The sequence below is a fragment of the Cellulomonas dongxiuzhuiae genome (assembly GCF_018623035.1).
Classification (GTDB): Bacteria; Actinomycetota; Actinomycetes; order Actinomycetales; family Cellulomonadaceae; genus Cellulomonas; species Cellulomonas dongxiuzhuiae.
Map to the genome: position 1 here is coordinate 3,914,143 of NZ_CP076023.1, position 21,065 is coordinate 3,935,207.

Annotated in this window: 25 protein-coding genes; 12 read left to right on the forward strand and 13 right to left on the reverse strand. The window is 72.9% G+C overall.

The window, feature by feature from the left end:
* Positions 1 to 153: 153 nt before the first annotated feature.
* Positions 154 to 348: a hypothetical protein gene (locus KKR89_RS17765; RefSeq protein WP_208196632.1), complete on the reverse strand. Its 195-nt coding sequence runs from the start codon at positions 346 to 348 to the stop codon at positions 154 to 156.
* A 56-nt stretch (positions 349 to 404) separates the two neighbouring features.
* On the opposite strand from KKR89_RS17765, the gene KKR89_RS18495 reads away from it, so the two are divergent.
* The 5 genes from KKR89_RS18495 (at position 405) to KKR89_RS17785 (ending at position 3,412) form a co-directional block, all read left to right on the forward strand.
* Entirely contained in the window at positions 405 to 527 is a 123-nt protein-coding gene (locus KKR89_RS18495) for a hypothetical protein (protein ID WP_256443226.1), read from the forward strand.
* Positions 528 to 787: 260 nt separating this feature from the next.
* Positions 788 to 1,405 carry an HAD-IA family hydrolase gene (locus KKR89_RS17770; protein WP_208196633.1) on the forward strand — a complete coding sequence of 206 codons (618 nt, stop codon included), beginning with the start codon at positions 788 to 790 and terminating at the stop codon, positions 1,403 to 1,405.
* A complete protein-coding gene (locus KKR89_RS17775) occupies positions 1,402 to 2,193 on the forward strand; it encodes a nucleotidyltransferase domain-containing protein (protein WP_208196634.1) in 792 nt (263 codons plus the stop codon). Before KKR89_RS17770 ends, KKR89_RS17775 begins: the two co-directional genes overlap by 4 nt.
* A 362-nt stretch (positions 2,194 to 2,555) precedes the next feature.
* Positions 2,556 to 2,861 (forward strand): hypothetical protein, encoded by a 306-nt coding sequence (locus tag KKR89_RS18450; RefSeq protein ID WP_243882968.1) that lies wholly within the window; start codon positions 2,556 to 2,558, stop codon positions 2,859 to 2,861.
* A gap of 137 nt (positions 2,862 to 2,998) precedes the next feature.
* Complete coding sequence (locus KKR89_RS17785) at positions 2,999 to 3,412, forward strand: MmyB family transcriptional regulator (protein WP_307802220.1); 414 nt, start codon at positions 2,999 to 3,001, stop codon at positions 3,410 to 3,412.
* A 63-nt stretch (positions 3,413 to 3,475) separates the two neighbouring features.
* On the opposite strand, the gene KKR89_RS17790 is transcribed toward KKR89_RS17785, so the two are convergent.
* Both KKR89_RS17790 and KKR89_RS17795 read right to left on the reverse strand, forming a co-directional pair.
* Entirely contained in the window at positions 3,476 to 4,135 is a 660-nt protein-coding gene (locus KKR89_RS17790; protein ID WP_208196635.1) for a response regulator, read from the reverse strand.
* A complete protein-coding gene (locus tag KKR89_RS17795; RefSeq protein ID WP_208196636.1) occupies positions 4,132 to 5,454 on the reverse strand; it encodes a sensor histidine kinase in 1,323 nt (440 codons plus the stop codon). The genes KKR89_RS17790 and KKR89_RS17795 overlap by 4 nt, the downstream gene beginning before the upstream one ends.
* 109 nt (positions 5,455 to 5,563) lie before the next feature.
* Between KKR89_RS17795 and KKR89_RS17800 the strand changes: the two genes are divergently transcribed.
* The 6 genes from KKR89_RS17800 to KKR89_RS17825 all read left to right on the forward strand — a co-directional run bounded on the left by KKR89_RS17800 (position 5,564) and on the right by KKR89_RS17825 (position 9,587).
* Entirely contained in the window at positions 5,564 to 6,517 is a 954-nt protein-coding gene (locus tag KKR89_RS17800; protein ID WP_251140948.1) for an ABC transporter ATP-binding protein, read from the forward strand.
* Positions 6,517 to 6,891 (forward strand): DoxX family protein, encoded by a 375-nt coding sequence (locus KKR89_RS17805; RefSeq protein WP_208197256.1) that lies wholly within the window; start codon positions 6,517 to 6,519, stop codon positions 6,889 to 6,891. Before KKR89_RS17800 ends, KKR89_RS17805 begins: the two co-directional genes overlap by 1 nt.
* Entirely contained in the window at positions 6,888 to 7,781 is an 894-nt protein-coding gene (locus tag KKR89_RS17810; RefSeq protein ID WP_208196638.1) for an ABC transporter permease subunit, read from the forward strand. Before KKR89_RS17805 ends, KKR89_RS17810 begins: the two co-directional genes overlap by 4 nt.
* Positions 7,782 to 7,812: 31 nt before the next feature.
* Positions 7,813 to 8,253 carry a hypothetical protein gene (locus tag KKR89_RS17815; RefSeq protein ID WP_208196639.1) on the forward strand — a complete coding sequence of 147 codons (441 nt, stop codon included), beginning with the start codon at positions 7,813 to 7,815 and terminating at the stop codon, positions 8,251 to 8,253.
* 291 nt (positions 8,254 to 8,544) lie between these two features.
* Positions 8,545 to 9,300 carry a VOC family protein gene (locus KKR89_RS17820; protein WP_208196640.1) on the forward strand — a complete coding sequence of 252 codons (756 nt, stop codon included), beginning with the start codon at positions 8,545 to 8,547 and terminating at the stop codon, positions 9,298 to 9,300.
* An 83-nt stretch (positions 9,301 to 9,383) separates the two neighbouring features.
* Positions 9,384 to 9,587, forward strand: coding sequence for a hypothetical protein (locus KKR89_RS17825; protein ID WP_208196641.1), 204 nt, complete (start codon positions 9,384 to 9,386; stop codon positions 9,585 to 9,587).
* Between the two features lie 251 nt (positions 9,588 to 9,838).
* Here the strand turns inward: KKR89_RS17825 and KKR89_RS17830 are convergent, their stop codons facing one another.
* From KKR89_RS17830 to KKR89_RS17865, 8 genes are all read right to left on the reverse strand, one after another.
* Positions 9,839 to 11,098, reverse strand: a complete 1,260-nt coding sequence (locus KKR89_RS17830) for a lysine N(6)-hydroxylase/L-ornithine N(5)-oxygenase family protein (RefSeq protein ID WP_208196642.1) — start codon at positions 11,096 to 11,098, stop codon at positions 9,839 to 9,841.
* Complete coding sequence (locus tag KKR89_RS17835) at positions 11,091 to 11,561, reverse strand: GNAT family N-acetyltransferase (protein WP_251140949.1); 471 nt, start codon at positions 11,559 to 11,561, stop codon at positions 11,091 to 11,093. Before KKR89_RS17835 ends, KKR89_RS17830 begins: the two co-directional genes overlap by 8 nt.
* A gap of 11 nt (positions 11,562 to 11,572) precedes the next feature.
* On the reverse strand, positions 11,573 to 12,646 hold the full coding sequence (locus KKR89_RS17840) for an NAD(P)/FAD-dependent oxidoreductase (RefSeq protein WP_208196644.1): 1,074 nt from the start codon (positions 12,644 to 12,646) through the stop codon (positions 11,573 to 11,575).
* On the reverse strand, positions 12,639 to 13,454 hold the full coding sequence (locus KKR89_RS17845; RefSeq protein WP_208196645.1) for a type 1 periplasmic-binding domain-containing protein: 816 nt from the start codon (positions 13,452 to 13,454) through the stop codon (positions 12,639 to 12,641). The genes KKR89_RS17840 and KKR89_RS17845 overlap by 8 nt, the downstream gene beginning before the upstream one ends.
* Entirely contained in the window at positions 13,451 to 14,962 is a 1,512-nt protein-coding gene (locus KKR89_RS17850) for a class I tRNA ligase family protein (RefSeq protein WP_208196646.1), read from the reverse strand. The genes KKR89_RS17845 and KKR89_RS17850 overlap by 4 nt, the downstream gene beginning before the upstream one ends.
* Positions 14,959 to 15,192, reverse strand: coding sequence for a cupin domain-containing protein (locus KKR89_RS17855; protein ID WP_214765642.1), 234 nt, complete (start codon positions 15,190 to 15,192; stop codon positions 14,959 to 14,961). The genes KKR89_RS17850 and KKR89_RS17855 overlap by 4 nt, the downstream gene beginning before the upstream one ends.
* Before the next feature lie 25 nt (positions 15,193 to 15,217).
* Positions 15,218 to 16,516 carry an APC family permease gene (locus KKR89_RS17860; protein WP_208196648.1) on the reverse strand — a complete coding sequence of 433 codons (1,299 nt, stop codon included), beginning with the start codon at positions 16,514 to 16,516 and terminating at the stop codon, positions 15,218 to 15,220.
* A 538-nt stretch (positions 16,517 to 17,054) separates the two neighbouring features.
* Positions 17,055 to 17,726 carry an HAD-IA family hydrolase gene (locus KKR89_RS17865; protein WP_208196649.1) on the reverse strand — a complete coding sequence of 224 codons (672 nt, stop codon included), beginning with the start codon at positions 17,724 to 17,726 and terminating at the stop codon, positions 17,055 to 17,057.
* A 411-nt stretch (positions 17,727 to 18,137) separates the two neighbouring features.
* On the opposite strand from KKR89_RS17865, the gene KKR89_RS17870 reads away from it, so the two are divergent.
* Positions 18,138 to 18,341, forward strand: a complete 204-nt coding sequence (locus KKR89_RS17870; protein ID WP_208196650.1) for a hypothetical protein — start codon at positions 18,138 to 18,140, stop codon at positions 18,339 to 18,341.
* 579 nt (positions 18,342 to 18,920) lie between these two features.
* Here KKR89_RS17870 and KKR89_RS17875 read toward each other — a convergent pair.
* Entirely contained in the window at positions 18,921 to 19,700 is a 780-nt protein-coding gene (locus tag KKR89_RS17875) for a ubiquitin-like protein (RefSeq protein WP_208196651.1), read from the reverse strand.
* A gap of 421 nt (positions 19,701 to 20,121) precedes the next feature.
* Positions 20,122 to 20,721, reverse strand: coding sequence for a hypothetical protein (locus KKR89_RS17880; protein ID WP_208196652.1), 600 nt, complete (start codon positions 20,719 to 20,721; stop codon positions 20,122 to 20,124).
* Between the last annotated feature and the right edge of the window lie 344 nt (positions 20,722 to 21,065).

A 21,065-nucleotide genomic window follows, 5' to 3' on the forward strand; every position in this document is an offset into this window, starting at 1 on the left:
CGCGCGTCGCTCCGATCAGCGCGTCGCGCCTGCTCCACCCACGTCCCGGTCAGGGCGGCCATCCGGTGCGCGACTGCGTGCGCTCCCCCCTCGAGGAGCTGGTACACCGACACGTGCGACGCGGACTCGGCGGTGAAGGCGGCGCCCCCGTCGTCAGAGCCGGCCCTCGCGTCGAGCCTGGGGCACGATCGCCACCCTGGGCCGGAAGCCGAGGCTGCGCGCCAGCGACAGGTCCACCTGCCCCTGCCACGGGTTGTCCAGCGGCTCCGGCGAGGGCGGGTAGGTGGCGCCGCCGATCGCCGCCATCTCGTGCACGGGGAGCGGTGCCTCGTCCGAGATGTCGACCACGCGCCCGTCCATCGCGCCCCCCGATGCCGAAGGGCATCGGTCTCGGCGCCGCAGCGATGAGCGGAAGCGTCTTCGCCCTCGTCCCGTGGGCCGGGCGCCGCACCCGGTTCGTCGTGGGCGGCGTGGTTGCCCTGGCCTGGATCGCCTACACGACGTGGATGAAACTCGCGCTCACCTGACGGTCCGCACCTCGCGGTCGGTGGGTCTGCCTGCGAGGCACCCCGGTACGCCGCTCGTCGGTGTCGACGAGCGCGCGCTCCGCAAGATCGGACGACGTCGCGACACATACCCGGAGACGACGAGGAGGCCACAGATGAGTCGATCGCTTCACGTCCGCCCGTACCGGGACAGCGGCTGCCCGCGATGCCACTGAGCGGGACATGACGGTTCATCTGCGAGGCCATGGGGAGACTTCTGGCATGGGTCATACGGTCGTCGCATGATCAAGGTCGTGCTGTTCGACCTGGACGGTGTCGTCCGGCACTTCGACGAGCGTGCCGTCGGCAAGATCGAGGCCTCCCACTGCCTCGCGGCGGGATCCATCGCGGCGTTCGCGTTCTCGGAACCTCACCTCACGGAGGTCACCACCGGCCGCATCACCCGAGCGGAGTGGGTGAGGCGCATCGGCGAGCACGTCCAGAACCACGTCGCCGCTCGCGCGTGGGGCACCACTCCGTCGCACATCGACGACGAGGTGGTGCCGCTGGCGACCGAGATCCGTGCGCTCGGCCTGACGACGGCGGTTCTGACCAACGGCACCGACACCGTCCGAGCCGAGCTGCGTGCGCTCGACTTCCCGCCGGGCTTCGGCACGGTCTTCAACTCCGCCGAGATCGGCTACGCCAAACCGGACCACGCCGCCTTCCACCACGTGCTCGGGGCCCTGGGGCTCCGTGCCCACGAGGTGTTCTTCATCGACGACACGCCCAGGAACCTCACGGCAGCGGCCGACCTCGGGATCGTCACTCACCGCTTCACGGACGTCCCTCGACTTCGAGCGGCGCTCGTGGAGGCCGGCATCGTGACGAGCCGGCCCGCAGTCGAGGGTTCACGGTGAGCGACCCCGTCGAGGGTGTGGCAGCCGACGGCACCATCCGGACGGGCGCGCGCCGCGACCGCGTGCCGCCCGACTTCGAGGACGTCCTGAGGGATGCCGTCGCGTCCGTCGGCGGGTCCGGCGCGTCCCTGTACCTCTACGGCTCCGTCGCCACCGGCACCGCGCGTCCCGGGTCGTCGGACATGGACCTGCTGTCGATCGACCTCGCCGACGCGGGGACCGTCGCGCAGCGTCTCTCGACCCGCTACGCCGACAGGTGCCGAGGTGTGGAGGTCGCTGCCGCCGCGAGCGGCGAGCTCGCGGGCGACACCGACGCGGCCTACGGCCTGCAGGTCTTCCTCCGCCACTACTGCGTCCACCTCGCCGGCCCCGACCCCGCCGCCGCCCTTCCGAGGTATCCCGCTGACGCTCGCGCTGCTCGCGGGCTCAACGGCGACCTCAGTCACCACCTCCGGCGGTGGCGGCAGAGCGTGAGCTCCGGGACGGAGCACGCGGACCGGCTCGGCGTCCGGGTGGGCCGCAAGACGCTGCTGGCCGTCGCCGGTCTGGTGAGCGTCCACGACCGCACCTGGACGACGGACCGTTCACTCGCCGTCCGACGGTGGAGCGAGATCGAGCCCGAGCTCTCCGGCCGCCTCGGCTCGCTGCACCGGTGGGCCCTCGAAGGGCAGGCTCCTTCACGTCAGGAGGTCGAGCACGCGCTCGACTCCGACGGGATCGTGGCGGCCGTCGTGGAACGCTTCAGCAGTCTGATCGGGCTGTGGCCGGATGGCGATGCCGGCACGTAGTACGCCCTCGTGCTCCCGGAGCGCGCGGAGCCGACGGCGGCGCGGGCTCATCTAGGCTCCAGACGTGCTCATCTGGATCAACGGTGCATTCGGCGCAGGGAAGACCCAGACCGCGTTCGAGCTCCGGCGTCGGCTGGTCGACGCGCACGTCGCCGACCCCGAGCTCCTCGGCTTCGCCCTTCAGCGGACGCTCCCGCCCGCAGCGCGCCACGACTTCCAGGACCTCACCCCGTGGCGTTCGGCCGTCGTCGACATCCTCCAGCAGGCCGAGGCCGCCCACGCCGGCCCGGTGCTCGTGCCGATGACGATCGTGCGTGACGACTACTTCGACGAGATCGTCGGGGGGGCTGATCTCCCGCGGGGTGGACGTCCGCCACTACGCCCTCATCGCGAGCCCGGAGATGCTGCTCAAGCGACTGAGCACCCGCATCGCGTTCGTGCGCTCCGGCCTGCGCCGCGAGACGTGGGCGGTGCAGCAGATCCCGCGCTGCGTCGCCGCACTCGCCCAGGAGCGCTACGCCACGCACGTCCACACCGACCACCGGACGACCGACGAGGTCGTCGAGTGGATCGCCACCGACGCCGGCCTCACGCTGGACGCGTCGCGGCTGGCACCGTGGAGGTACCAGCTGCGGCGCGCCAAGGTCGGCATCGGCCACATCCGGTAGGCGCGGCGACGTGCACGTGCGTCCGCGATTCCTCTCGACGTGATCAGACGCGTCTGCTGACGACGTAGGCGCGGCGAACAGCCTGGGCCGTGCGCTGTTCTCGCCGGTGTACGCCACACCCCGCCCGGCCGGAGGCCGTGCGAACCACGCACGGTTCACGTTCCTCGACGACCGCGCGCGACTTCTGGATCGACTGGGAACGCGCCGCCGACGACCCCGTCTCCGAGCTGCGCACCGAGGCCGGCCGTGACCCCTACGACGGGGCCCTGACCGACCTGGTCGGCGAGCTCAGCACGCAGAGCCCACCGTTCCGTACCCGTTGGGCCGCGCACGACGTCCGCCTGCACCGCACCGGGCGCAAGCACGTCCGCCACCCCGTCGTCGGCGAGCTCCACCTCGACTTCGAGGTCCTGGACCTGCCCGCCGACCCCGGCCTCAACCTCGTCACCTTCACCTGCCCCGCGGGCTCTCCCGACCAGGACGCCCTCCGGATGCTGGCCGGCTGGGCAGCGACCACGAGCGAGATCGCGCCCGGCACAGGCCCTGGGTAGCCCGCTGTGACATGGCTGGCTCCTGACCAGGGGCCTACCCGTCCACCACGTACCGCACGGTCCCTAGGTCGGTGGCACGCCGAGGCCGGCGCGGACCGCGAAGACGACCAGCTGCGAGCGGTCCCGCGCGCCGAGCTTCACGAGCGCCCGGCCGACGTGCGTGCGGACCGTCGCGGGGCTGAGGAACAGCTCCTGCGCGATCTCGTCGTTCGAGCGTCCCGTCGCCACCCAGCTGACGATCTCCCGCTCGCGGTCGGTGAGCGTCGCGACGGCGACCGGGTGGCTCGCCGGTGCGACGTGCCGCCCGAAGATCTCGACGACGCGACGGGTCACGGACGGCGACAGCAGCGCGTGGCCGGCGTGCACCGCTCGGATGGCGTCGACGAGCTCCGCGGGAACCTGCTCCTTGACGAGGAACCCGCCGGCGCCGGCCTGCAGCGCCTCCACGATGTACTCGTCGAGCTCGAACGTCGTGATGACGACGACCTCCGTCGCGTCGAGAGCCGTGTCGGACCGGACCGCCCGCAGCACGTCCAGACCGGACAGCCCGGGCATCCGGACGTCGAGCAGGAGGACGTCGAGACGGCCCGCGCGCGCCAGCTCGAGGGCGGTGCTGCCGTTCGCGGCCTCCCCGACGCAGCAGAGGTCCGGCTCCCGCTCGACCAGGACCCGCATGGCCATCCTCGCCAGGGCCTCGTCGTCCGCGATGCCGACCCGGATCACGGCCGGCCCACGGGAGCGCTGCGCCGCCCGGACTCCCGAGGCACGCGTGCCGTCACGGCAAACCCACCGTCCACGGTGGGCCCTGCGTGCAGCTCACCCCCGAGCTCCTCCACCCGATGCCGCATCCCGTGGATGCCGGTGCCGCCCGCGCCCGTACCCGCGCCCGTGCCCGTGCCCGTGCCCGTGCGGCCACCGTCCCTCGGCCGCCCGGACGGCCGGTGCCCGCCCGGGGCGGGGTTGGCGACCTCGATGACCGTGTCCCGGGCCTCGACCGTGACGCTGACGGTCGCCGGTACCGGCCCGGCGTGCCGCAGCACGTTGGTGAGCGCCTCCTGCACGACCCTGTGGACGACGGCCGCGACCGCGCCGGCCCCGCCGGGGGTCCCCACGTCCAGGTCCACACGGGGGTCGACGTGCAGGACGACGACGGCACCCTCCGTGCGCATGACGTCGACGAGGTCACGAAGCCTCACGCTGAGCGGCCTGATGTCGTCGGCCGGCGGGTGCCGCACGATCGCGCCGTCCGCGCCGGCGCGCTGCGGCGGCCCGGGCTCCCCGGCCCGGTGGAACGTGCCCAGGGTCGCGCGGAGCTCGGCCAGGCCTGACGTGCTGGCCGTCCGGATGGCCTCGAGCGACAGGCGCGCCTGGCCGGGGTCGTCCTCCAGGCAGACCAGGGCAACCCCTGCCTGCATCGCGACGACCGCGAAGCCGTGCCCCGCGACGTCGTGCACGTCCCGGGCGAGGCGCATCCGCTCCTCGTCGACAGCGGCCGTGATCTGCCGCTCGCGCTCGAGGTCGGCCGCCCGGGAACGCGCCCGACCCAGCGCACCGAGCGCCCACGGCACGACGACCCACGTCCCGGTCCACGCCGCCACGGCGAGCACGGCGAGCACCACGGCGTCGTCGGCCGCGAGGCGCGGGAGGACGGCGGCGGCGATCACGGCGCCGGAGGCCGCGCACGCGGCGGACGACCCTGCCAGCGGCACCCGGCGACCCACGCCGTACATCGCCAGCACCACGCCGGCCTGAGCCGGTCCGTAGGGGTACCCGAGCCACAGGTACGCGGCGAGCGCCGAGGTCGACGTGGCCAGGACAGCCACGGGATACCGGGTCCACCACGCCAGGCACGCCGTCGACGCGAGAGCGAGCAGCCACCCCAGCGGGTCCATCTCCCGCACGCCGTCCTGGACCGCCGCCACGTGCGGCGTGACGACGACGACCGCTGCGACCACGACGGCCGCGAGCACCCCCGCGCGCACGGCCCCGCCGGGAGGCGGCCGCCGGCGGTCCCACACCTTCGCGAGGCTGATGGCTCTCACGTTTCGAGCGTACGAGCGGGCCGCCGCCGTGTCGTCATCGTCTGGACGTACGAGGCACTACGTGGACAGACCGACGACGCGACCACCGAGCGGGCGTCACAGTCGCACCGTGGATGACATCGTCGTGGAAGCGACCGGGCTGACGAAGCGATACGGCTCCCGGACCGCTGTCGACCGTCTCGACCTGCGGGTGCGACGCGGAGAGGTCTACGGGTTCCTCGGGCCCAACGGTGCCGGGAAGACCACCGCACTGCGGGCCGTTCTCGGCCTGGTCCGGCCCAGCGCGGGCCGGGTCCGGACGCTCGGGGCGGTGCCCGGCTCGCCCGCGGCCCTGCGCAGGATCGGCATGCTCGTCGAGGCGCCCGCGTTCTACCCCTACCTCTCGGCACGCGGCAACCTCCGGGCGCTCGGCCGGCTCGCCGGGACCGGGACGTCCCGCATCGACCAGGTGCTCGAGACGGTGGACCTGGCGACGCGCGCCGACGAGCCCGTCCACCGCTACTCGCTCGGGATGACGCAGCGCCTCGGCGTTGCCGCGGCCCTGCTGAAGGCGCCCGAGCTCGTCATCCTCGACGAGCCCACCAACGGGCTCGACCCCGCGGGTATGGCGGACATGCGGCTGCTCATCCGCCGGTTGAGGGACGACGGCATCACGGTGATGCTGTCCAGCCACCTCATGGGCGAGGTCCAGCACGTCTGCGACCGCCTGGGAGTCGTCCACCACGGCCGGCTGCTCCGTGAAGGCACCGTGGACGAGCTCCGGGGCGCCGTCGCCCTGCGCGTCGGCACCGATCGCCCGGCGGCCGCCCGGGAGGTCCTCTCCTCCCTGGTCGGGGTCGGCCGGGTCGCGCCCCGCAACGGCGCACTGGAGGTCGCGTGCCGACGCGACTCCGCCCGCGTGCTGGCGTCGCGGATCGCCGAGGCGATGGTCCGGGCGGGGCTGCCGCTGCACGAGCTGGCCCTCGCTGACCGCACGCTCGAGGACGTCTTCCTCGAGCTCACCGGCGACCGTGCCGCCGCCCGCACCTCACCCGGCAACCGTCGAGACGGATCGGAACCGTGATGGACGTCGTCCTGTGGATCATCGCCGGCGTGCTCGCGGCGGTGTTCGTCGCCTCCGGGCTCCTGAAGCTCGCCCTGCCCAGAGCCAGGCTCACGGCCTCGGGCATGGCGTGGGCGGAGGACCTGGACGATGGGCAGGTGAAGGCGATCGGCGCCGCCGAGGTGCTCGGCGGCCTCGGCCTCGTCCTCCCGGCCGCCACCGGGATCGTCCCGGTCCTGACCCCGATCGCCGCTGCGGGCCTCGCCGTCGTGATGGTGGGCGCCACCCTCACCCACGTGCGCCGTCGGGAGGGCAGGGCCGTGCCGGTCACGCTCGTCCTGCTGGGCCTGACCGTCTTCCTCGCCGTCATGCGCTTCGGCCCGAGCGCCTCATGACCGGGGCGGACGTGCGTGCGGCGGCCGTCGGAGCCATCACCCGGGGTACCGGGCCCGTGCCCGTGGAGCTCGACAAGCTGGTGCGGCGGCCGGCGACCTGGGTGCTCGCGACCGTGTGGATCGTGCTCGGGCTGGTGTTCGGGTACCTCCTGCCCTATCTCAGCTTCCGCGGCGGCACCTTCGGGCCGGCGACCGGCGGGCCGTCGGCGGAGGCCGTGCTGGCCGAGGCGCTGCCGGCGAGCCTGAGCACCACCGCCGTCCAGGGGTACCCGGTGTTCGCCGGTGCGTTGGCCCTGGTCCTGGGCGCGCTGTGCACCGGCAGCGAGTACGGGTGGGACACGATGAAGGTCCTGCTGACCGCTGGACCGTCCCGGAACGCCGTCGTCGTGGGCAAGCTCGTCGCTCTGTGCGCGGTGCTGGGTGCGCTGGTCGTCGCCTCCTACGCGTTCGACGCAGCAGGCGCGCTGACCGTCGCGCTGGTCGAGAGCCGCGCTGCCGGGTGGCCGAGCGCTCAGGACCTGCTCGTGTCCGCCGCTGCGGGCTGGCTCGTGGTGACGATGTGGGCGCTGGCGGGCGCGTTGCTCGGAGCGCTCACCCGGGGCACCGCCGTCGCCATCGGCCTCGGCCTCGTCTGGTCACTGGCCGTCGAGAACCTGGTCCGCGGCTTCGCGGGCGTCCTGCCGGCGGCGGACGCCCTGCAGAGGTTCCTCCCTGGGACGAACGCCGGGTCGCTCATCGCCGCCCTGCCCACCGCCGGGCCGGGACCGGTGGACTCCCCCGGGGTCGTGCCCGTGGTGTCCGGGACGCACGCGCTGATCGTGCTGCTCGCCTACGTCGCCGGCTTCGCCGCCCTCACCCTCACCCTCGTGCGCACCAGGGACGTCGCATGACCGTCCCGCCACCACTCCCAGGGAGATGCAGATGACCCCGTCGGCAGAGCACCACCCGCCCCGGCAGCGCACGGGCAGCCGGGCACGCGCCGTCACCGTGGGCGCGCTCGCAGTCGGAGCTGCGGGCATCGCGGTCCTGTGGGCCGCCGGCGTCGAGTTCCCCGTCGCCGTGCCGCCCGGCATCGTGATCCTGCTGCTCGGCGCGGTGTTCGTCGCCCTCGCGCGCGCGCCGTGGGCACCCGCGGTCGGATCGGCTCTCGGCCTCTTCGTCACCGTCGGCTTCCTCGTCAGCCCCACGGGGCTCGACAACCTCACCGGTGGCCACGGGGCCACGATCGCCGCCGGCCAGGCCGTGCAGCTGGTCGGGGTCGTCACGGCGACCATCGCGGGCGTCATCGGGACCAGGATGGAACGGGCACGCCACCGGGCCGGGGCCGGCCCGGACCCGCGCGGTCAGCCGTCGAGGCGGTAGCGGACCGGGCGGCGACGCAGGGCCGTGCGGCGCGAAGGTGCAGGTACGTATCCCCCGAGATGCGCGACCCCGCGTCCGGGCGTCCACCGCTCCGGCCTGGGCTGACCCGATGCCCGAGCAACCAGGACGACGTCCGCGCGTGGAGGAGCTCGCCTGGGAGCCGGGACGCCACCAGCACCGTCTACCTCGCGCGCGCCGGGCTGGTCCCGCCGGCTCCCGTTCGATGCCGTCCGCGAGAGGTGCACCGGAAAAAGCCTGCCCGAGAGCTGCGTCCCGCCTAGCGTACGAAACATGTCCTGCCGACTGACGGCCCTCGCTGTCGACGCGTACGACCCCGCGCGGCTGGCTCGCTTCTGGGCCGGTGTCCTCGGGCGGGAGGCCCTCGAGGACGAGCAGGGTGGCGCGCTGCTGCCCGGCTCCGACACCCAGCTCGGCCTACGGTTCGTGCCGAACCCCGCCGAGAAGGTCGGCCGCAACAGGATGCACCTCCACCTCACCAGCGCGAGTCCGGCTGACCAGCGGCGGACGGTCGACAGAGCGCTCCGGCTCGGCGCCCACCACCTCGACGTCGGACAGCTTCCGGACGAACGGCACGTGGTGCTGGCAGATCCCGAGGGCAACGAGTACTGCGTGATCGAACCGGGGAACGCCTACCTCGCCGGCTGCGGCCTCCTCGGTGAGCTCACGTGCGACGGCACGCGGGACGTCGGCTTCTTCTGGGCCGAAGCGCTGGGTTGGCCACTGGTGTGGGACCAGGACCGGCAGACCGCGATCCAGTCCCCGCGGGGCGGCACCAAGATCTCCTGGGACGCGTGGGACGGCCCCGCCGTGGCGCAGGAGACCAGGAGGAACCGCCTCCGGTTCGAGGTCGTCCTGGCCGCCGGCGACCTGCCTGCGGAGATCGAACGGCTGGCCTCGCTGGGCGCCACACGCCTTACCACCGCAAGCGACACCGTGGTGACGCTCGCCGACCCCGACGGCAACGAGTTCCACCTCCGTGCTGATGCACTCAGGCGCGTGGAGTCACCACCCGCCGGCCCAGCGTGAACGACGGCCGGTCATCCGCGGGGCCCATACCCGTGCCCGACGACCATGGTGAGCGTGGCCACCCGACGACCTGGAGACCACCTGTGACGACTGCCCGTGCCGTCGTCGTCGCCGTGACGGTCGCCGGCTCGGTGGCCGCCACGGTCGCGTTCGAGCGGTGGGTGTTCCGCCGCGGTGAGGCGCGTGCCGCCGCGGGGGTGCGGTTGGCGCACACCCGCACGGGTCTCGTGCTCGGGGCGCTGACCGCGGCGGGCGGCCTGATCCCGGAGCCGTCCGAGGGCCGCTGACGTCTCACATGTGCCTCGCTCAAGATCCCGGTCCGGCGGCCGCTCCGCCCGCGCCGGAGAGTGCAGCCCGATCCTTCCGCACACCCGGGCCAGAGGTGTCGCGTGCGCTGTGAGACGTCCGACGAGATCGATGTTCACCTGGGTCTGGAACTGTTCGACGCGATCGTGCGACCGTCCGCGTGCCGGGATGAGAGACGACCGGCACCGCACCCTCCGCGGGCCCCGCCGGCCGCCGACGCGCGGCTGGCGCCTCAGACGCTCACCGGGACCAGCGGCTCCCGCACCCGCTCCAGCCCCATGCTCGTCACCAGCTCCTGTGAGCGCACCGCGATGTTCGACAGCAGACCCGCTCCGAGCCCGTGGTGGGAATCGGTCGCACCGACGACGAACACCGGCAGCGTGACCCCGCCGCGCACCACGCGGTAGTCCCGGGCGAGCTTTGCCGAACCGGGCGGAAACCCCTCGCCGAACATCTCGACGGGCAGGACCGAGCGGAAGCCGGTCGCGCACACGACCGCGTCGAAGTCCTCCGAGCGCCTCGTCCCGGCGAGCCGGTCCTCGACGGTCAGCGTGACCGAGCCCTCGTGCTCGGTGGCGCCGTGCACCGCGGACGCACGGTGCATGTGCAGCCGCTGCTCGCCCGTGACACGCCCGCCGTACTCGGCCGCGTACAGCCACTGCAGCAGGTCGGGGTCGACGCACCCGTAGTTCGTGGTGCGGTGCCGCCGCAGCAGGTCCTCGCGGACCTCGGCGGGCGCGAAGTAGAAGTCGTCGACCGCCGCGGGGTCGAACACGCGGTTCGCGAAGGGACTGTCGTCCGCGGGGACCATGCCGTAGCCGGAGATGAAGCAGTGCACCTGCGACCCGGGCACACCGTCGTAGGCGTGCCGGACGACCTCCGCCGCGCTCTGCCCCTGCCCGACCACCGCGATCCGCGGCGCCCGTCCCAGGTCGAGCCCCTCGAGACCCGAGCGCAGCGAGGTGTTGTGCAGGATCCGCCCGCCGGTCGTCTCGGCCCACGACGGCAGCACGGGTCGCGAGCCGACGCCGATGACGACGTGCCGGCTCCACAGCTCGAAGGGCAGGCCGTCGCGCGTCCCGCGCACGCGGCACAGGTCCCCCACGAGGTCGACGGCCTCGACGTGCGCACCCCAGCGGATGTCGACCGTCAGCCGCTCGACCACCCAACGCAGGTAGTCGGTGAACTCCAGGCGCGACGGGAAGAACGTCTGCATGTTGATGAAGTCGTTCAGCCGGCCACGGTGGTGCAGGTAGCTGGTGAACGTGAAGGGGCTGCGAGGGTCGCGCTGGGTCGCCAGGTCCTTGAGGAAGGAGATCTGCATGACCGACGACGACAGCAGCATGTCGGGGTGCCAGTCGAACCCGGGCCGACGGTCGAGGAACGCCGCCCGCACGGGCACGCCCGTGGCCGTCAGCTCGTCGACGGCGGCCGCCAGACCGAGGTTGGCGGGCCCCAGACCCACGGCCACGACATCCAGCACGTCATCCATCACTGCCCCCTGGTGCTCTCGTGTAGGTGAGGAACTCGCCGTCCTGCCCGGCGTCGGCGGCGAGGCCGAAGCCCAACCGCTCGTACAGCGCACGGGCGCGAGTGTTGGTGCGTTGCGTCTCGAGCCTGACCTCGTGCGCGCCGGCGTCGGCGGCCTCCGCGAGGACGTGACGGACGAGAGCGACGCCCGCACCGCCGCCCCGGACGTCCGGGGCGACGAACAGGTCGTTGAGCTGCCACGTGGTGTGCAGCCGCAGGGACGAGTGGCCCGGGTACACCTGCGTGAACGCGACCGCGCGACCGTCCTCGAGCACGGCCCGCACCAGGGAGTCGCCCCGCTCGACGCGGGCCGTCAGGAACGCGCGCGCGGCGTCCTCGTCGCCCTCGCGTCCGTAGAAGCTGCGGTAGGCGACGAACAGCTCGGCCACCTGCGCCACCGTCTCGGTGTCCGTCTGCGCGGTCACCCGGACCACCCTCATGACGTCTCCTCCTTCATGACCGCGGCCGCCAAGCGGCGCGCGATCGCCGGTGCCTGCTTGAACCCGCCGCCGTCGAGGCCGTGGACGGCGAGCACGTTCCCGTCCGCCGCGGCGTGCCACGGTGTGCTCGAGGCGTGACCGTCGCTCTGCACGTCGAACGACGTCACGCCGCCCAGGTACGTGCCCCGCCCCGCGTCGGGCAGCAGAGCCGCGAACCCGGCGCGGACGTACTCGTCCTGCTGCACGGACCGGCCGACGCTCGTCACCCCGTCGGAGGGTGCGTCGACCGCCCGGCCGACGAGGTAGCGCGCGGGGTGCGTCCGGGTCGGAGCCGGACGCCACCACAAGCCGCGTGCCTCGTCGTTCACGGCCGGCAGCCCCGGGGGCAGCAGGCCGTCGTAGTACGCGTACCCGATGCGACGCAACCGCGACGTCCCGGGGACGGACGGCACGAGCCGGTGCGTCGACCGTCCCGCGGCGACGACGACACACCGGGCGCGAACCGTCTCGGCACCCGTCCGGACGCGCACCGGCCCCGGTGCGTCGTGCTCGACCGCGTCGACGGGGCGGACGTCACGCAGGGCGACCCCGGCGCGGCACGCCGCCCGCACCAACCGCGAGCGCACCGCGTGCGGCGGCGCCCATCCCCCGCCGGGCTCGAGCAGCGCCACGTCACCGTCGTCCCATGCGAACGGGATCGCCTTGCGGAGCCGGTCGGTCGTCACCAGATCACCGGCGACGCCCGCGGCCGCCAGCTCCTCGACGCGCGGCAGCAGCAGCGCGGACCGGTCACGCCCGACGACCTCGACGGCCCCCGACACGACCCGGTCGGGGTGCTGGCGCCATGTCTGCGTGAACGACTCGACGGCGAGCCGCGCGGCGGGGCCCTCGGCCACGCCGCAGCGCAGCAGACCCCCGGAGCGGCGGGTGGCCGAGCGGCGCTCGTAGCCCCCGCGGTCGCCGAACCAGGCGAGTCGCACGGCAGGGACACCCGCGTCCAGCAGCGCCGCGACGACGAAGGCACCCACGACACCGTCGCCGACGACGGCGACGTCGACCGGCTCAGCCACAGGCACCTGCCGCGTCGGTGACGACCCAGCGGGCGGGCGGCAGCGACCACGAGTCCGCGAAGCCGGACGCGCCACGCCCCGCACGCAGGCTCGCGCGGGCGTGCTCGCACGCGGCGCGCACGATCGCGCCCGGGTCGGGCTGCGTCGTCACGACGTCGACGCCGACGCCCCCGGCGTCGTGGGCCAGCTCGGCCGCCCCGACCCAGGCGTCGTCGCTCAGCACCACGCGGCGCCCCGCTCGCACGAGCGCGGAGAGCGTCGGCCACGCGGCACGCGTGGCGTCGAGCTCGCCGAGGACCACCACGTGCTCCTCGGACCCGGCCGCCGCCTCGGCGGGCGTGACGACGCGCCCACCGGCCTCCGTCCACAGCCGCGGCAGCGCGCCGTGCTCCGAGAGCACCACGGCGACCGCGTCGCCCCCTTGCTCGGCGACGTGCCGGCGCACGGCCGCCACCTGCTCGCGGTCCGACGGCATGGGCGCCACGACACCGACCCGACGGTCCTGGTGGTGGACCGTCACGTCGGGTGCGGACGCCAGCGGCAGGCTGACCCGCACCGCGCCCGACCGGCCGTACGACTCCAGGGCGCGCCGCGCCCCCAGGCTGCTGAAGTGGCCGACGACGGCGTGCACGTGCGTGTCCCGCGCGAGCTCGGCGGCCAGGTCCGCGGACCGGGCGGGATCGGCACGGTCGTCGAGGAGCCGGACGCCGTCGTCGCCCGCGACCTCCGGGGGGACGAGCGCTCCCCAGGCGGCGCGGGGCCCGGTGACGGGCACGACAACGGCGACGACGTCCCGCACCGGGGTCACGCCCCGAGACCGAACAGCTTGGTCCGCGGGACCTCACCGGACCGCAGCGCGGCCAGCAGACGTGCGGCGCCGTCGGGTACGACGGGTGCCGCGACGTCGGCGAACTGCTCGGCTGTCTCGCGCAGGACGGCGACGGCCGCAGCGCGTGCGGACGTGCCCGGGGCCGTGGCGGCCACCTCGTCGGCGAGCCGCGCGACACGCTCGCCCAGCTCGACCAGACCGGCGGCGGCCGCTGCCGGGTCGAACCCGTCGAGCGTGAGCCCCGCCCGGATGTCGTCGACGGCCCGTGCCGCGTGCCGCGCGTGCCGCCGGACGTCCGCCGGGGCCGGGTCCGCGGCGGCCGGCTCCGACGTCGCACCGACGAGCCGCACGGTCTGCGCGAACGTGCGCTGCCAGGAGTCCATGACGGCCTCGGTACGCGCGAGGTCCTGCAGCGTGAAGTCCGTCTGGCGCGTCGCGGGGCGCCGCAGCATGCAGTGCAGGCGCAGCAGGTCGCGGCCCGCCACCGGCAGGAACTCCTCGGCCCACACCGCGTGCTGCCGGCTGGTCGAGAACTTCTGCCCGTTGAGCAGGAAGAACTCGTTGACCACGAAGCGCTCGGCGAGGAGCTCGTGCCTCCCGAGAGCCAGGTTCACGGCCGGGAACAGCACGGCGTGGAAGTAACCGTTGTCGATACCGAAGAACTGCACCGGACGCCCGACCACGTCACCGTCGGGGGCGGTGGGCCGCTCCACCGCGTAGCCCTCGGCCATCTCGAGCCACACGTAGATCCGGTGGTCCTCGTAGCCCTCGACCGGGACGCTCACGCCCCAGTCGCTGGGGTGCGCCACGAGGATCTCGGGGAGGCCGTCGGCCGCCATCGCGTCGCACACGGCCCGCAGGCGCGGCGGCATGTCGACCGAGTCCCAGTACTTCGTGAGGTCGTCGCGCATCGGCTCGAGCGGCAGCACCAGGAGCGTCACGGGCCGGATCGTGGCGGGCGACCCGCAGCGGATGCAGGACGGGTCGACCACGTCGTGGCACGCGTTGGGGCGGCAGCACTGCTCGCACGCGTTGCCGTTGGTGCCCGACCCGCAGTGCGGGCACGCGCCGTTGAGGTAGGCCTCGTACAGCCACCGCGAGCAGTCCTCGCAGTAGGGCAGCTGCATCGCGCGGGGGACGACCGCACCGACGTCGACCAGCGCGCGGAACATCGCCCGCACACGCGCGTCGTAGTCCTCGCCGCGGGGCAGCACGACGGTGTCGAAGTCGACGCCGGCGTCACGCCACGTCGTCGTGATGGACCGCGTATACCGGTCGGTGACCTCCACGGGGTCGCTGCCGTCGGCCCACGCTCGGCGCGGGACGTAGCTCTGGTTGTCATCCATCCCCGTGGTCAGGCGCACGTCCTCGCCCTGTGCCGCGAGCGCACGGCGCAGGACGTCGGCGGCGATGTACGGCCCCGACATGTGACCCACGTGCAGGGGTCCGTTCGGGGTCGGCGGCGTGCACGTCAGCCACGTGGTCACGCCGGGACCTCCACGCGCGGCCAGTACACGGACAGCCACGTCAGACCGGTCGCGGACGCTTCGAGGACGTGCGGGTGGCCACGCTCGATGAGCAGGACGTCACCAGCGGCCAGGGGCTCGACGACGCCGTCGGACTCGATGGTGCCCGCGCCGTCCTGCACGATCACGAGCTCACGCTGGTTGTGCTCGTCGGGCGCGGTGCGCGTGCCCGGGTCCAGCCAGCACGCCATGGCGCCGAAGGTGTCGTCGACCACCTCACCGGGGAAGACGCGTTGGCACGTCGTCCCGTACTCGTTCGGGGCGGTCGTCCGGTCGACCCGGGTGATCCGGGTGAAGGGTGCGGGCATGGCGGTACCTCTCTGCGATGACGGCGATGACGGTGACGATGGCGAGGACGAGTCCGACGGGTCGCTCCAGGAGGAGCATCACGGCAGCCAGGAGCAGGACCGTCGCGGCGGCGAGGGTCAGTCGCCGCCGCACGCGCGTGAAGGCGTACGCGGCCAGTCCGTACACGGTGAGGAACAGGCAGGAGGTCCAGCCGAGCAGGTGGTCCATCGAGAACGCCCCCGCCCCGGCGCCCGCGAGCACCACGAGGTAGCCGACGGTGAGGACGCCGCGTGGCACGAGCCCACGCGGGTCGCGCGTCGACCACCCGGGCGACAGGCGCGTGGCGGCGTGCTGGAAGAGGCTCGCGCCACCGAGCACCCACGCGTTCGTCGCCGCGACGATGGCCACGAGCGAGACCGCGACGAGGGGGACGCGGACCGCGTCGGGCAGTGCGGCGGTGAGCGCGGGCACGAGCAGCGCCGGCCCGCCCGGCGGGAGCGCGGCGAACGTGATGGCGGCGACGAAGTAGACGACGACGACGACCGGTACGGCCCGGCGGATCGCGTACCGGAAGGCGCGCTGCGGGTCGTCGACGCGCCCGGCCAGGAGCGACACGTTCTCCCAGCCGAGGTACGCGTAGAACGCGATGCCCGCCGCGGTCACGAGCCCGGCGGTCCCGGGGAAGTCCCTCGCCGTGACGTTCTCCCACTCCAGGCGCGGCAGGGCCAGTGCGCTCGCCAGCAGGATCACCACGACGGCCACACGCATCGACCACGCCTGGACGGCTCCGATGACCCGCGTCGGCAGCATGCTCGCGAGCACCGACACGACCATGAACCCGGCCGCGACGGCCGCCTGGACGGGTGCCGTGGTCAGGGCAGCGGCACCCGTGATCATGGCCAGGTAGCTGGCCGACGCCAGACCCATCGCGGGGTTGCCGACGAGGTAGACGACGAGCAGGACGACGTCGGAGTAGATGGCCAGCGGGCGGCCGGTCCCGGCCTCGACGACCTCCTGGATGCCCGAGGCTCGGGGGAAGTGGGTCGAGACGTCCGCGAAGAGCGCGGCGATGGCGATGCACGCGATACCCAGGACGACCCACAGGGCGACGGCTGCGCTGCCCGCGTGCTGCACCGTGAGGCCGGGCACCACGAGGATGCCGGCGCCGAGCACCGACGAGACGTACAGGAAGACGAGCCGACGCGCGGTCAGACCGGTGTCCTTCATGCCACCCCCCCCCGGGCAGAGAAACCAGGTCTGTCCCGGTTTGCGACGCGGCGAACGTAGGGCCGGCGGGTCACGTGCCGACATGACTGTCCGTCATGCGAGACCGGCGTTCGGATGATGGGCTCAGGCGGCCGGGTGGCCCTCACCTGCGTCGCCACGAATCGAGGGGCCTGTCTGGCACCAACTTGCGCGCAGGTGCGGAGGCGGCGGCGGGGGCGGCTGATCGAGTCCACCCGGCTCCTCGACCTCGTCGAGGCGAACGTCGGGGACGCTCTGACCCCACAGACGCTGATGTTTGCCGGTCTGTTCCTCCTCGCGCTGCACCTGGGAGGGGTCGGCGGCGCGCCGCCGGTGAACGGTGGCTGGCGGGGCCGTGGGGGGAGTTACCGCCGGCGGCAGGGGCTCGTACCACCCGCTCCCGTCATCACGCCGGAATGCACGGGAGAAGCCGCACGGGCAGGCGGTGTCGAGATGCGAGGCAGGTTGATGGCCGTTGAGCGGGCTACTTTGACCGGATGGCGGTAAATCCGACCGGCGGTCAGATCAAGGGGTCCGCGCGAGGCCCGACTGCCGTGCTGATCATCAGGCCACTGGCGGAAGCCTCCACGGTGAACGCCCTGAGGTCAGGTATGACCGCGTCTGCAGCGCAGAGGTCCTGAGACGAATGGGATGTCACCACCGCGAGCACATGGGCCCCTGCGGCGCGACCGGCCTCCAGGCCGGCTGGCGCATCTTCGACGACGAGGCACCGGCGAATGTCGAATCCGAGCGCCCGGGCCGCCTGAAGGTACCCCTGCGGGTCGGGCTTGCCGAGCCGCACATCTTCGGCCGCTACCAACACGTCAGGAACCGGAAGCCCCGCAGCCGCCAGTCGCGCACGCATGAGCGCCCGTGACCCGGAAGTCACCGCGGCCCACCGGCCCTCTGGAAGGGCCGACAACAGGTCACGCGTGGCAGGGAGTGCGGTCACATCACCGAGGTCGGCCAGCTCCAAGCGCTCAAGCTCGGCAACCGCCGCGGCGCGTTGGTCGCTCGGAAGAAACTCAGCCACCGTGTCCTCCGAGCGGCGCCCGTGACAGACCCGGAGAACCTCCGCAGGGTCGATCCCCCGCGCCGCCGACCACGCCTCCCAGGCCCGCACGACCGCCCCGGTCGAGTCCACCAACGTCCCGTCGATGTCGAACAGGATCGCGTCGACCTCAAAGCGCATGGGCAACAACCTAAACGCGCCGGAGCCTGACCCCGGGCGAGGTCACGGTGTCCTCCCGTGCCAGCCGGCTCGGCGATGGTCGCGCGGGTGTGCGAGCCCATGCGATGGACTCCGGTGATCTGGTCTGTCGCGACCCGCCGTTCTCGCTGCGCCCTGTCCGGATCGAGGCCCGGTGGCGCTCCGGCATGCGCCCGGAGACCCGTGGCCACGTGGCCGCCCTCGTGGGACTGGCGCGGCGGAACACGCTCCGGGCAGCTGCCGTCGAGCGACCCACCTGAGTCCCTCGCGCCCTCGGTGCTCTTCTCCGACTCGCGGGCGTCGTGACCGTAGGCCATGATCCGGGTGCTTCCGAATCACCGGGAGCATTCGGACACTCCGGCAGGCTCGCCGGACCCTTCCCTTGGAGTGCTCATGCTTGCGCTCGTCGCTGCCGTGATCTTCGCCCTCGCCCTGCTCCTCGACCTCGTCGAGGCGAACGTCGGGGACGCTCTGACCCCACAGACGCTGATGTTTGCCGGTCTGTTCTGCCTCGCGCTGCACCTGGGAGGGGTCGGCGGCGCGTCGCCGGTGAACGGCGGCTGGCGGGGGCGTGGGGGGAGCTCCCGCCGGCGGTAGGGGCTCGTACCACCCGCTCCGGTCATCACGCCGGAATGCACCAAGAGGTCACGACGCGCCCCGCGCGTTCGTGGCCTCTTGGTGCCCCCGTGAGGAGCCGCACGGGCCGCTCATTCCTGCCTCAGTCACACAATCGTGCATCTCGACAAGCGGCTGTCGAGATGTGCCAGACCCTGGCCGCCGCCAAGCGGCGTACTTTGACCGACGCCACGTCGCGCCGAGGTCTCGGTCAAAGTACGGAACACGAGACGTGCGGCCTCTGGACGCCCGATCGGGTTGAGCGCCGGATATGCGTAGGCTCAGCCCATGCCCTGATTCCGTCGTGTCGCGGCCTGGGCTCTCGTGCACGTCAGCTGCTCGCTACGGGCACAACTACGACGGGCTGGTCCTCGACGGATGGGCGGGCGTGGCGCACCCGAGGGTGGACGGCCGCGGACACGCAGCGGGTGCGCGCGGTGCGCGCGCAGTGAAAGGGGTGCCGACACATCACAACGGGGTGTTCTGCGCGGTGGAGCAGGCCGAGCGTGACCACCACCGCTTCGTCGTCGGTCAGCCCTCCAGGTGCGCGGCGCCCCGATCTCAGTCGGAGCGAGTGCCGCGTCGGCTCGTGCGCAGAAGGGCGGCTCCGAGGGCGACGGTGAGGAGCGCGACGAGCAGCACATCCATCGACGGGCCCGTGGCTGCGAGCGAGTGTGCGTGGTCGTCGCTGGCCGCCGCGGTCTGGCCGGTGGCACCCGGCGCTGCCTGAATCGGCGGTGCGGGTGACGCTGGGTCGGCGGGCGCCACCGCAGACGTGGAGGGGGACGGGGCCGGTGACGGCTGGGCGGTGGTCGCGGACGGCTCCGGGACGGGGACGACGACAGCCGCGTCGGTCGTGGCCGAGGTCTGCGCAGCCAGCGCGGCATCCCCGCCGGTGATCGCGACCTCGACCCGATAGGTGGTCGAGGGAGCCAGGCCGGTGACGGACAGTGAGGTGCCGGTCGTCGCGACGCTGTCCGCCCAGGTGACACCGCCGTCCCCGGACCAGCGCACCGTGTAGCCGGTGGTGGCCGCGTCGTTCGCGGTCCACGTGACCGTGAGGGTGCTCTGGCTGGTCGCGGTCGCGGAGAGCCCTGTGATCGGCTCGGCCACGACCGTCGTCACCAGCTCGAGCGTGGACTCCTTCTGGATGTTGTAGTCCGCGAGGGTCCGACCGTCGTGCAGCTCCTTGCCGGCGTAGAACAGCCGCTGCTGGTCGGGCGGGATCCCTTCCTTGTCCTGGATCTTCTGCTTCACGGCCTCGATGGAGTCCGAGCTCTCGACGTCGAGAGTGACCTTCCTGCTGGCGGCGGGCAGACGCACGAAGATCTCCATGGACATCCGTCCAGCGTACGGACGGCGTCAACACCGAGGCCGTCCCATCGAAGACCGCGCGAGGTGGGCGGGGCGGGCCTGGACGCGACCTCGAGATGTCGACGACCTACCCGGACCGGCATCTCGACGGTCACCGTGCCCTCAGTCGGACCGCGGTGTCGACTCATGTCCAACGCGACGACGGACCTGGTCCAAGGGATCTCGCGTCGAGATGCGGCGCAGATTGACCGACCCCGTGCAGGCTACTTTGACCGACAGGGAACTCGGCGCCGCCATCGGTCAAAGCACGGAGGACCCGCCACGCTGTCACAGGGACCAGGCGCGGTAGCTGAGCCCGTGACAACTGGTCTGCGGACCGCGACTCAGCCCTCGCCGGGACCCTCCGCCTCGGGCATCTCGACGCCCTCGGGCCCTTACCTCAGCCGGGTCAGGTGCCGCGGGCGGGCGGCGGCTCGAACACGACGCGATCTCGGTCGGGGTCGTAGCGCGGCGCGAGCACGCCCGCCTCGTCGGACAAGGGCTCCGCACCCACCACGCTCAGACGGGTTCCGCGTACCAGGACCGCCTCGAGCGCCTCGACGTCGACGGGGGTCGCGCCCTCCAGGGTGATGTCGGTGTGCAGGCGGTGGATGGCGCCGGTGTCCCGGTCCACCAGCGCCCGTTCGAGCACCTGTGCGGCGCGTGTGCTGGAGACCGAGTCGCGGCGATCGTGCACGATCCCCGTGGCGGCGGTCGCTGCCCGCGACACCCGGATGTTGAACGTCAGCTCGCTGATGCCGTCCGCCCAGCGGGAGTTCGAGGACCCGTACCGGTGAGAGCCCCACTGGTCGGCGGGGATCTCCTCGGTGATCCAGGCGTCCACCTCGGGCCGGATGAGGTTGTCCCGGGCGGGAAGCTCGGCCCGGAACGCGGACACCGCGATGGTCGCGACCACGTCGGTGGGCAGGAAGCGCACCGTCGTCGACTTGTAGTAGTTGTCGGAGTCGGTGACCCCGGCGAGCCAGACGGTCCACAGCACACGTGACATCGGTGCCTCCTGCGGCCGCTCTGGCGTGCCTCCCACGCGGAGGTCGACCGTCACCCAGGTCTAGCAGAGCGCAACGTCGGCCGCACCCGGATATGGCCGGGCCCGGAGACCGAGCGCGGAGCCGGCCTCGCGCACGACGTGGACAGCGCACCAGGGGACGCCTGTTACTTCAGGCGCTGCACTTAATAGAGAGGTCGCGGATTTTCAAAGCAGGAGGGATCTCGTGTCGAGATGCAGCACAGACGGATCGTTGGGATGCGACGCACTTTGAACACTGAGGTGTCGTGCACCGCGATCGGTCAAAGTACGGCGTGGTTGACGAGCGCCGACATGGCGACGCATGG

Excerpts from the sequence above, each read along its gene's own strand:
- KKR89_RS17770 (WP_208196633.1), top strand. The coding sequence starts at position 788 with ATGATCAAGGTCGTGCTGTTCGACCTGGACGGTGTCGTCCGGCACTTC.
- KKR89_RS17860 (WP_208196648.1), bottom strand. The coding sequence starts at position 16,516 with ATGAAGGACACCGGTCTGACCGCGCGTCGGCTCGTCTTCCTGTACGTC.
- KKR89_RS17870 (WP_208196650.1), top strand. The coding sequence starts at position 18,138 with ATGCTTGCGCTCGTCGCTGCCGTGATCTTCGCCCTCGCCCTGCTCCTC.
- KKR89_RS17820 (WP_208196640.1), top strand. The coding sequence starts at position 8,545 with ATGTCCTGCCGACTGACGGCCCTCGCTGTCGACGCGTACGACCCCGCG.
- KKR89_RS17815 (WP_208196639.1), top strand. The coding sequence starts at position 7,813 with ATGACCCCGTCGGCAGAGCACCACCCGCCCCGGCAGCGCACGGGCAGC.
- KKR89_RS17805 (WP_208197256.1), top strand. The coding sequence starts at position 6,517 with ATGGACGTCGTCCTGTGGATCATCGCCGGCGTGCTCGCGGCGGTGTTC.
- KKR89_RS17880 (WP_208196652.1), bottom strand. The coding sequence starts at position 20,721 with ATGTCACGTGTGCTGTGGACCGTCTGGCTCGCCGGGGTCACCGACTCC.
- KKR89_RS17865 (WP_208196649.1), bottom strand. The coding sequence starts at position 17,726 with ATGCGCTTTGAGGTCGACGCGATCCTGTTCGACATCGACGGGACGTTG.
- KKR89_RS18495 (WP_256443226.1), top strand. The coding sequence starts at position 405 with ATGAGCGGAAGCGTCTTCGCCCTCGTCCCGTGGGCCGGGCGCCGCACC.
- KKR89_RS17855 (WP_214765642.1), bottom strand. The coding sequence starts at position 15,192 with ATGGCGTGCTGGCTGGACCCGGGCACGCGCACCGCGCCCGACGAGCAC.
- KKR89_RS17830 (WP_208196642.1), bottom strand. The coding sequence starts at position 11,098 with ATGGATGACGTGCTGGATGTCGTGGCCGTGGGTCTGGGGCCCGCCAAC.
- KKR89_RS17810 (WP_208196638.1), top strand. The coding sequence starts at position 6,888 with ATGACCGGGGCGGACGTGCGTGCGGCGGCCGTCGGAGCCATCACCCGG.
- KKR89_RS17875 (WP_208196651.1), bottom strand. The coding sequence starts at position 19,700 with ATGTCCATGGAGATCTTCGTGCGTCTGCCCGCCGCCAGCAGGAAGGTC.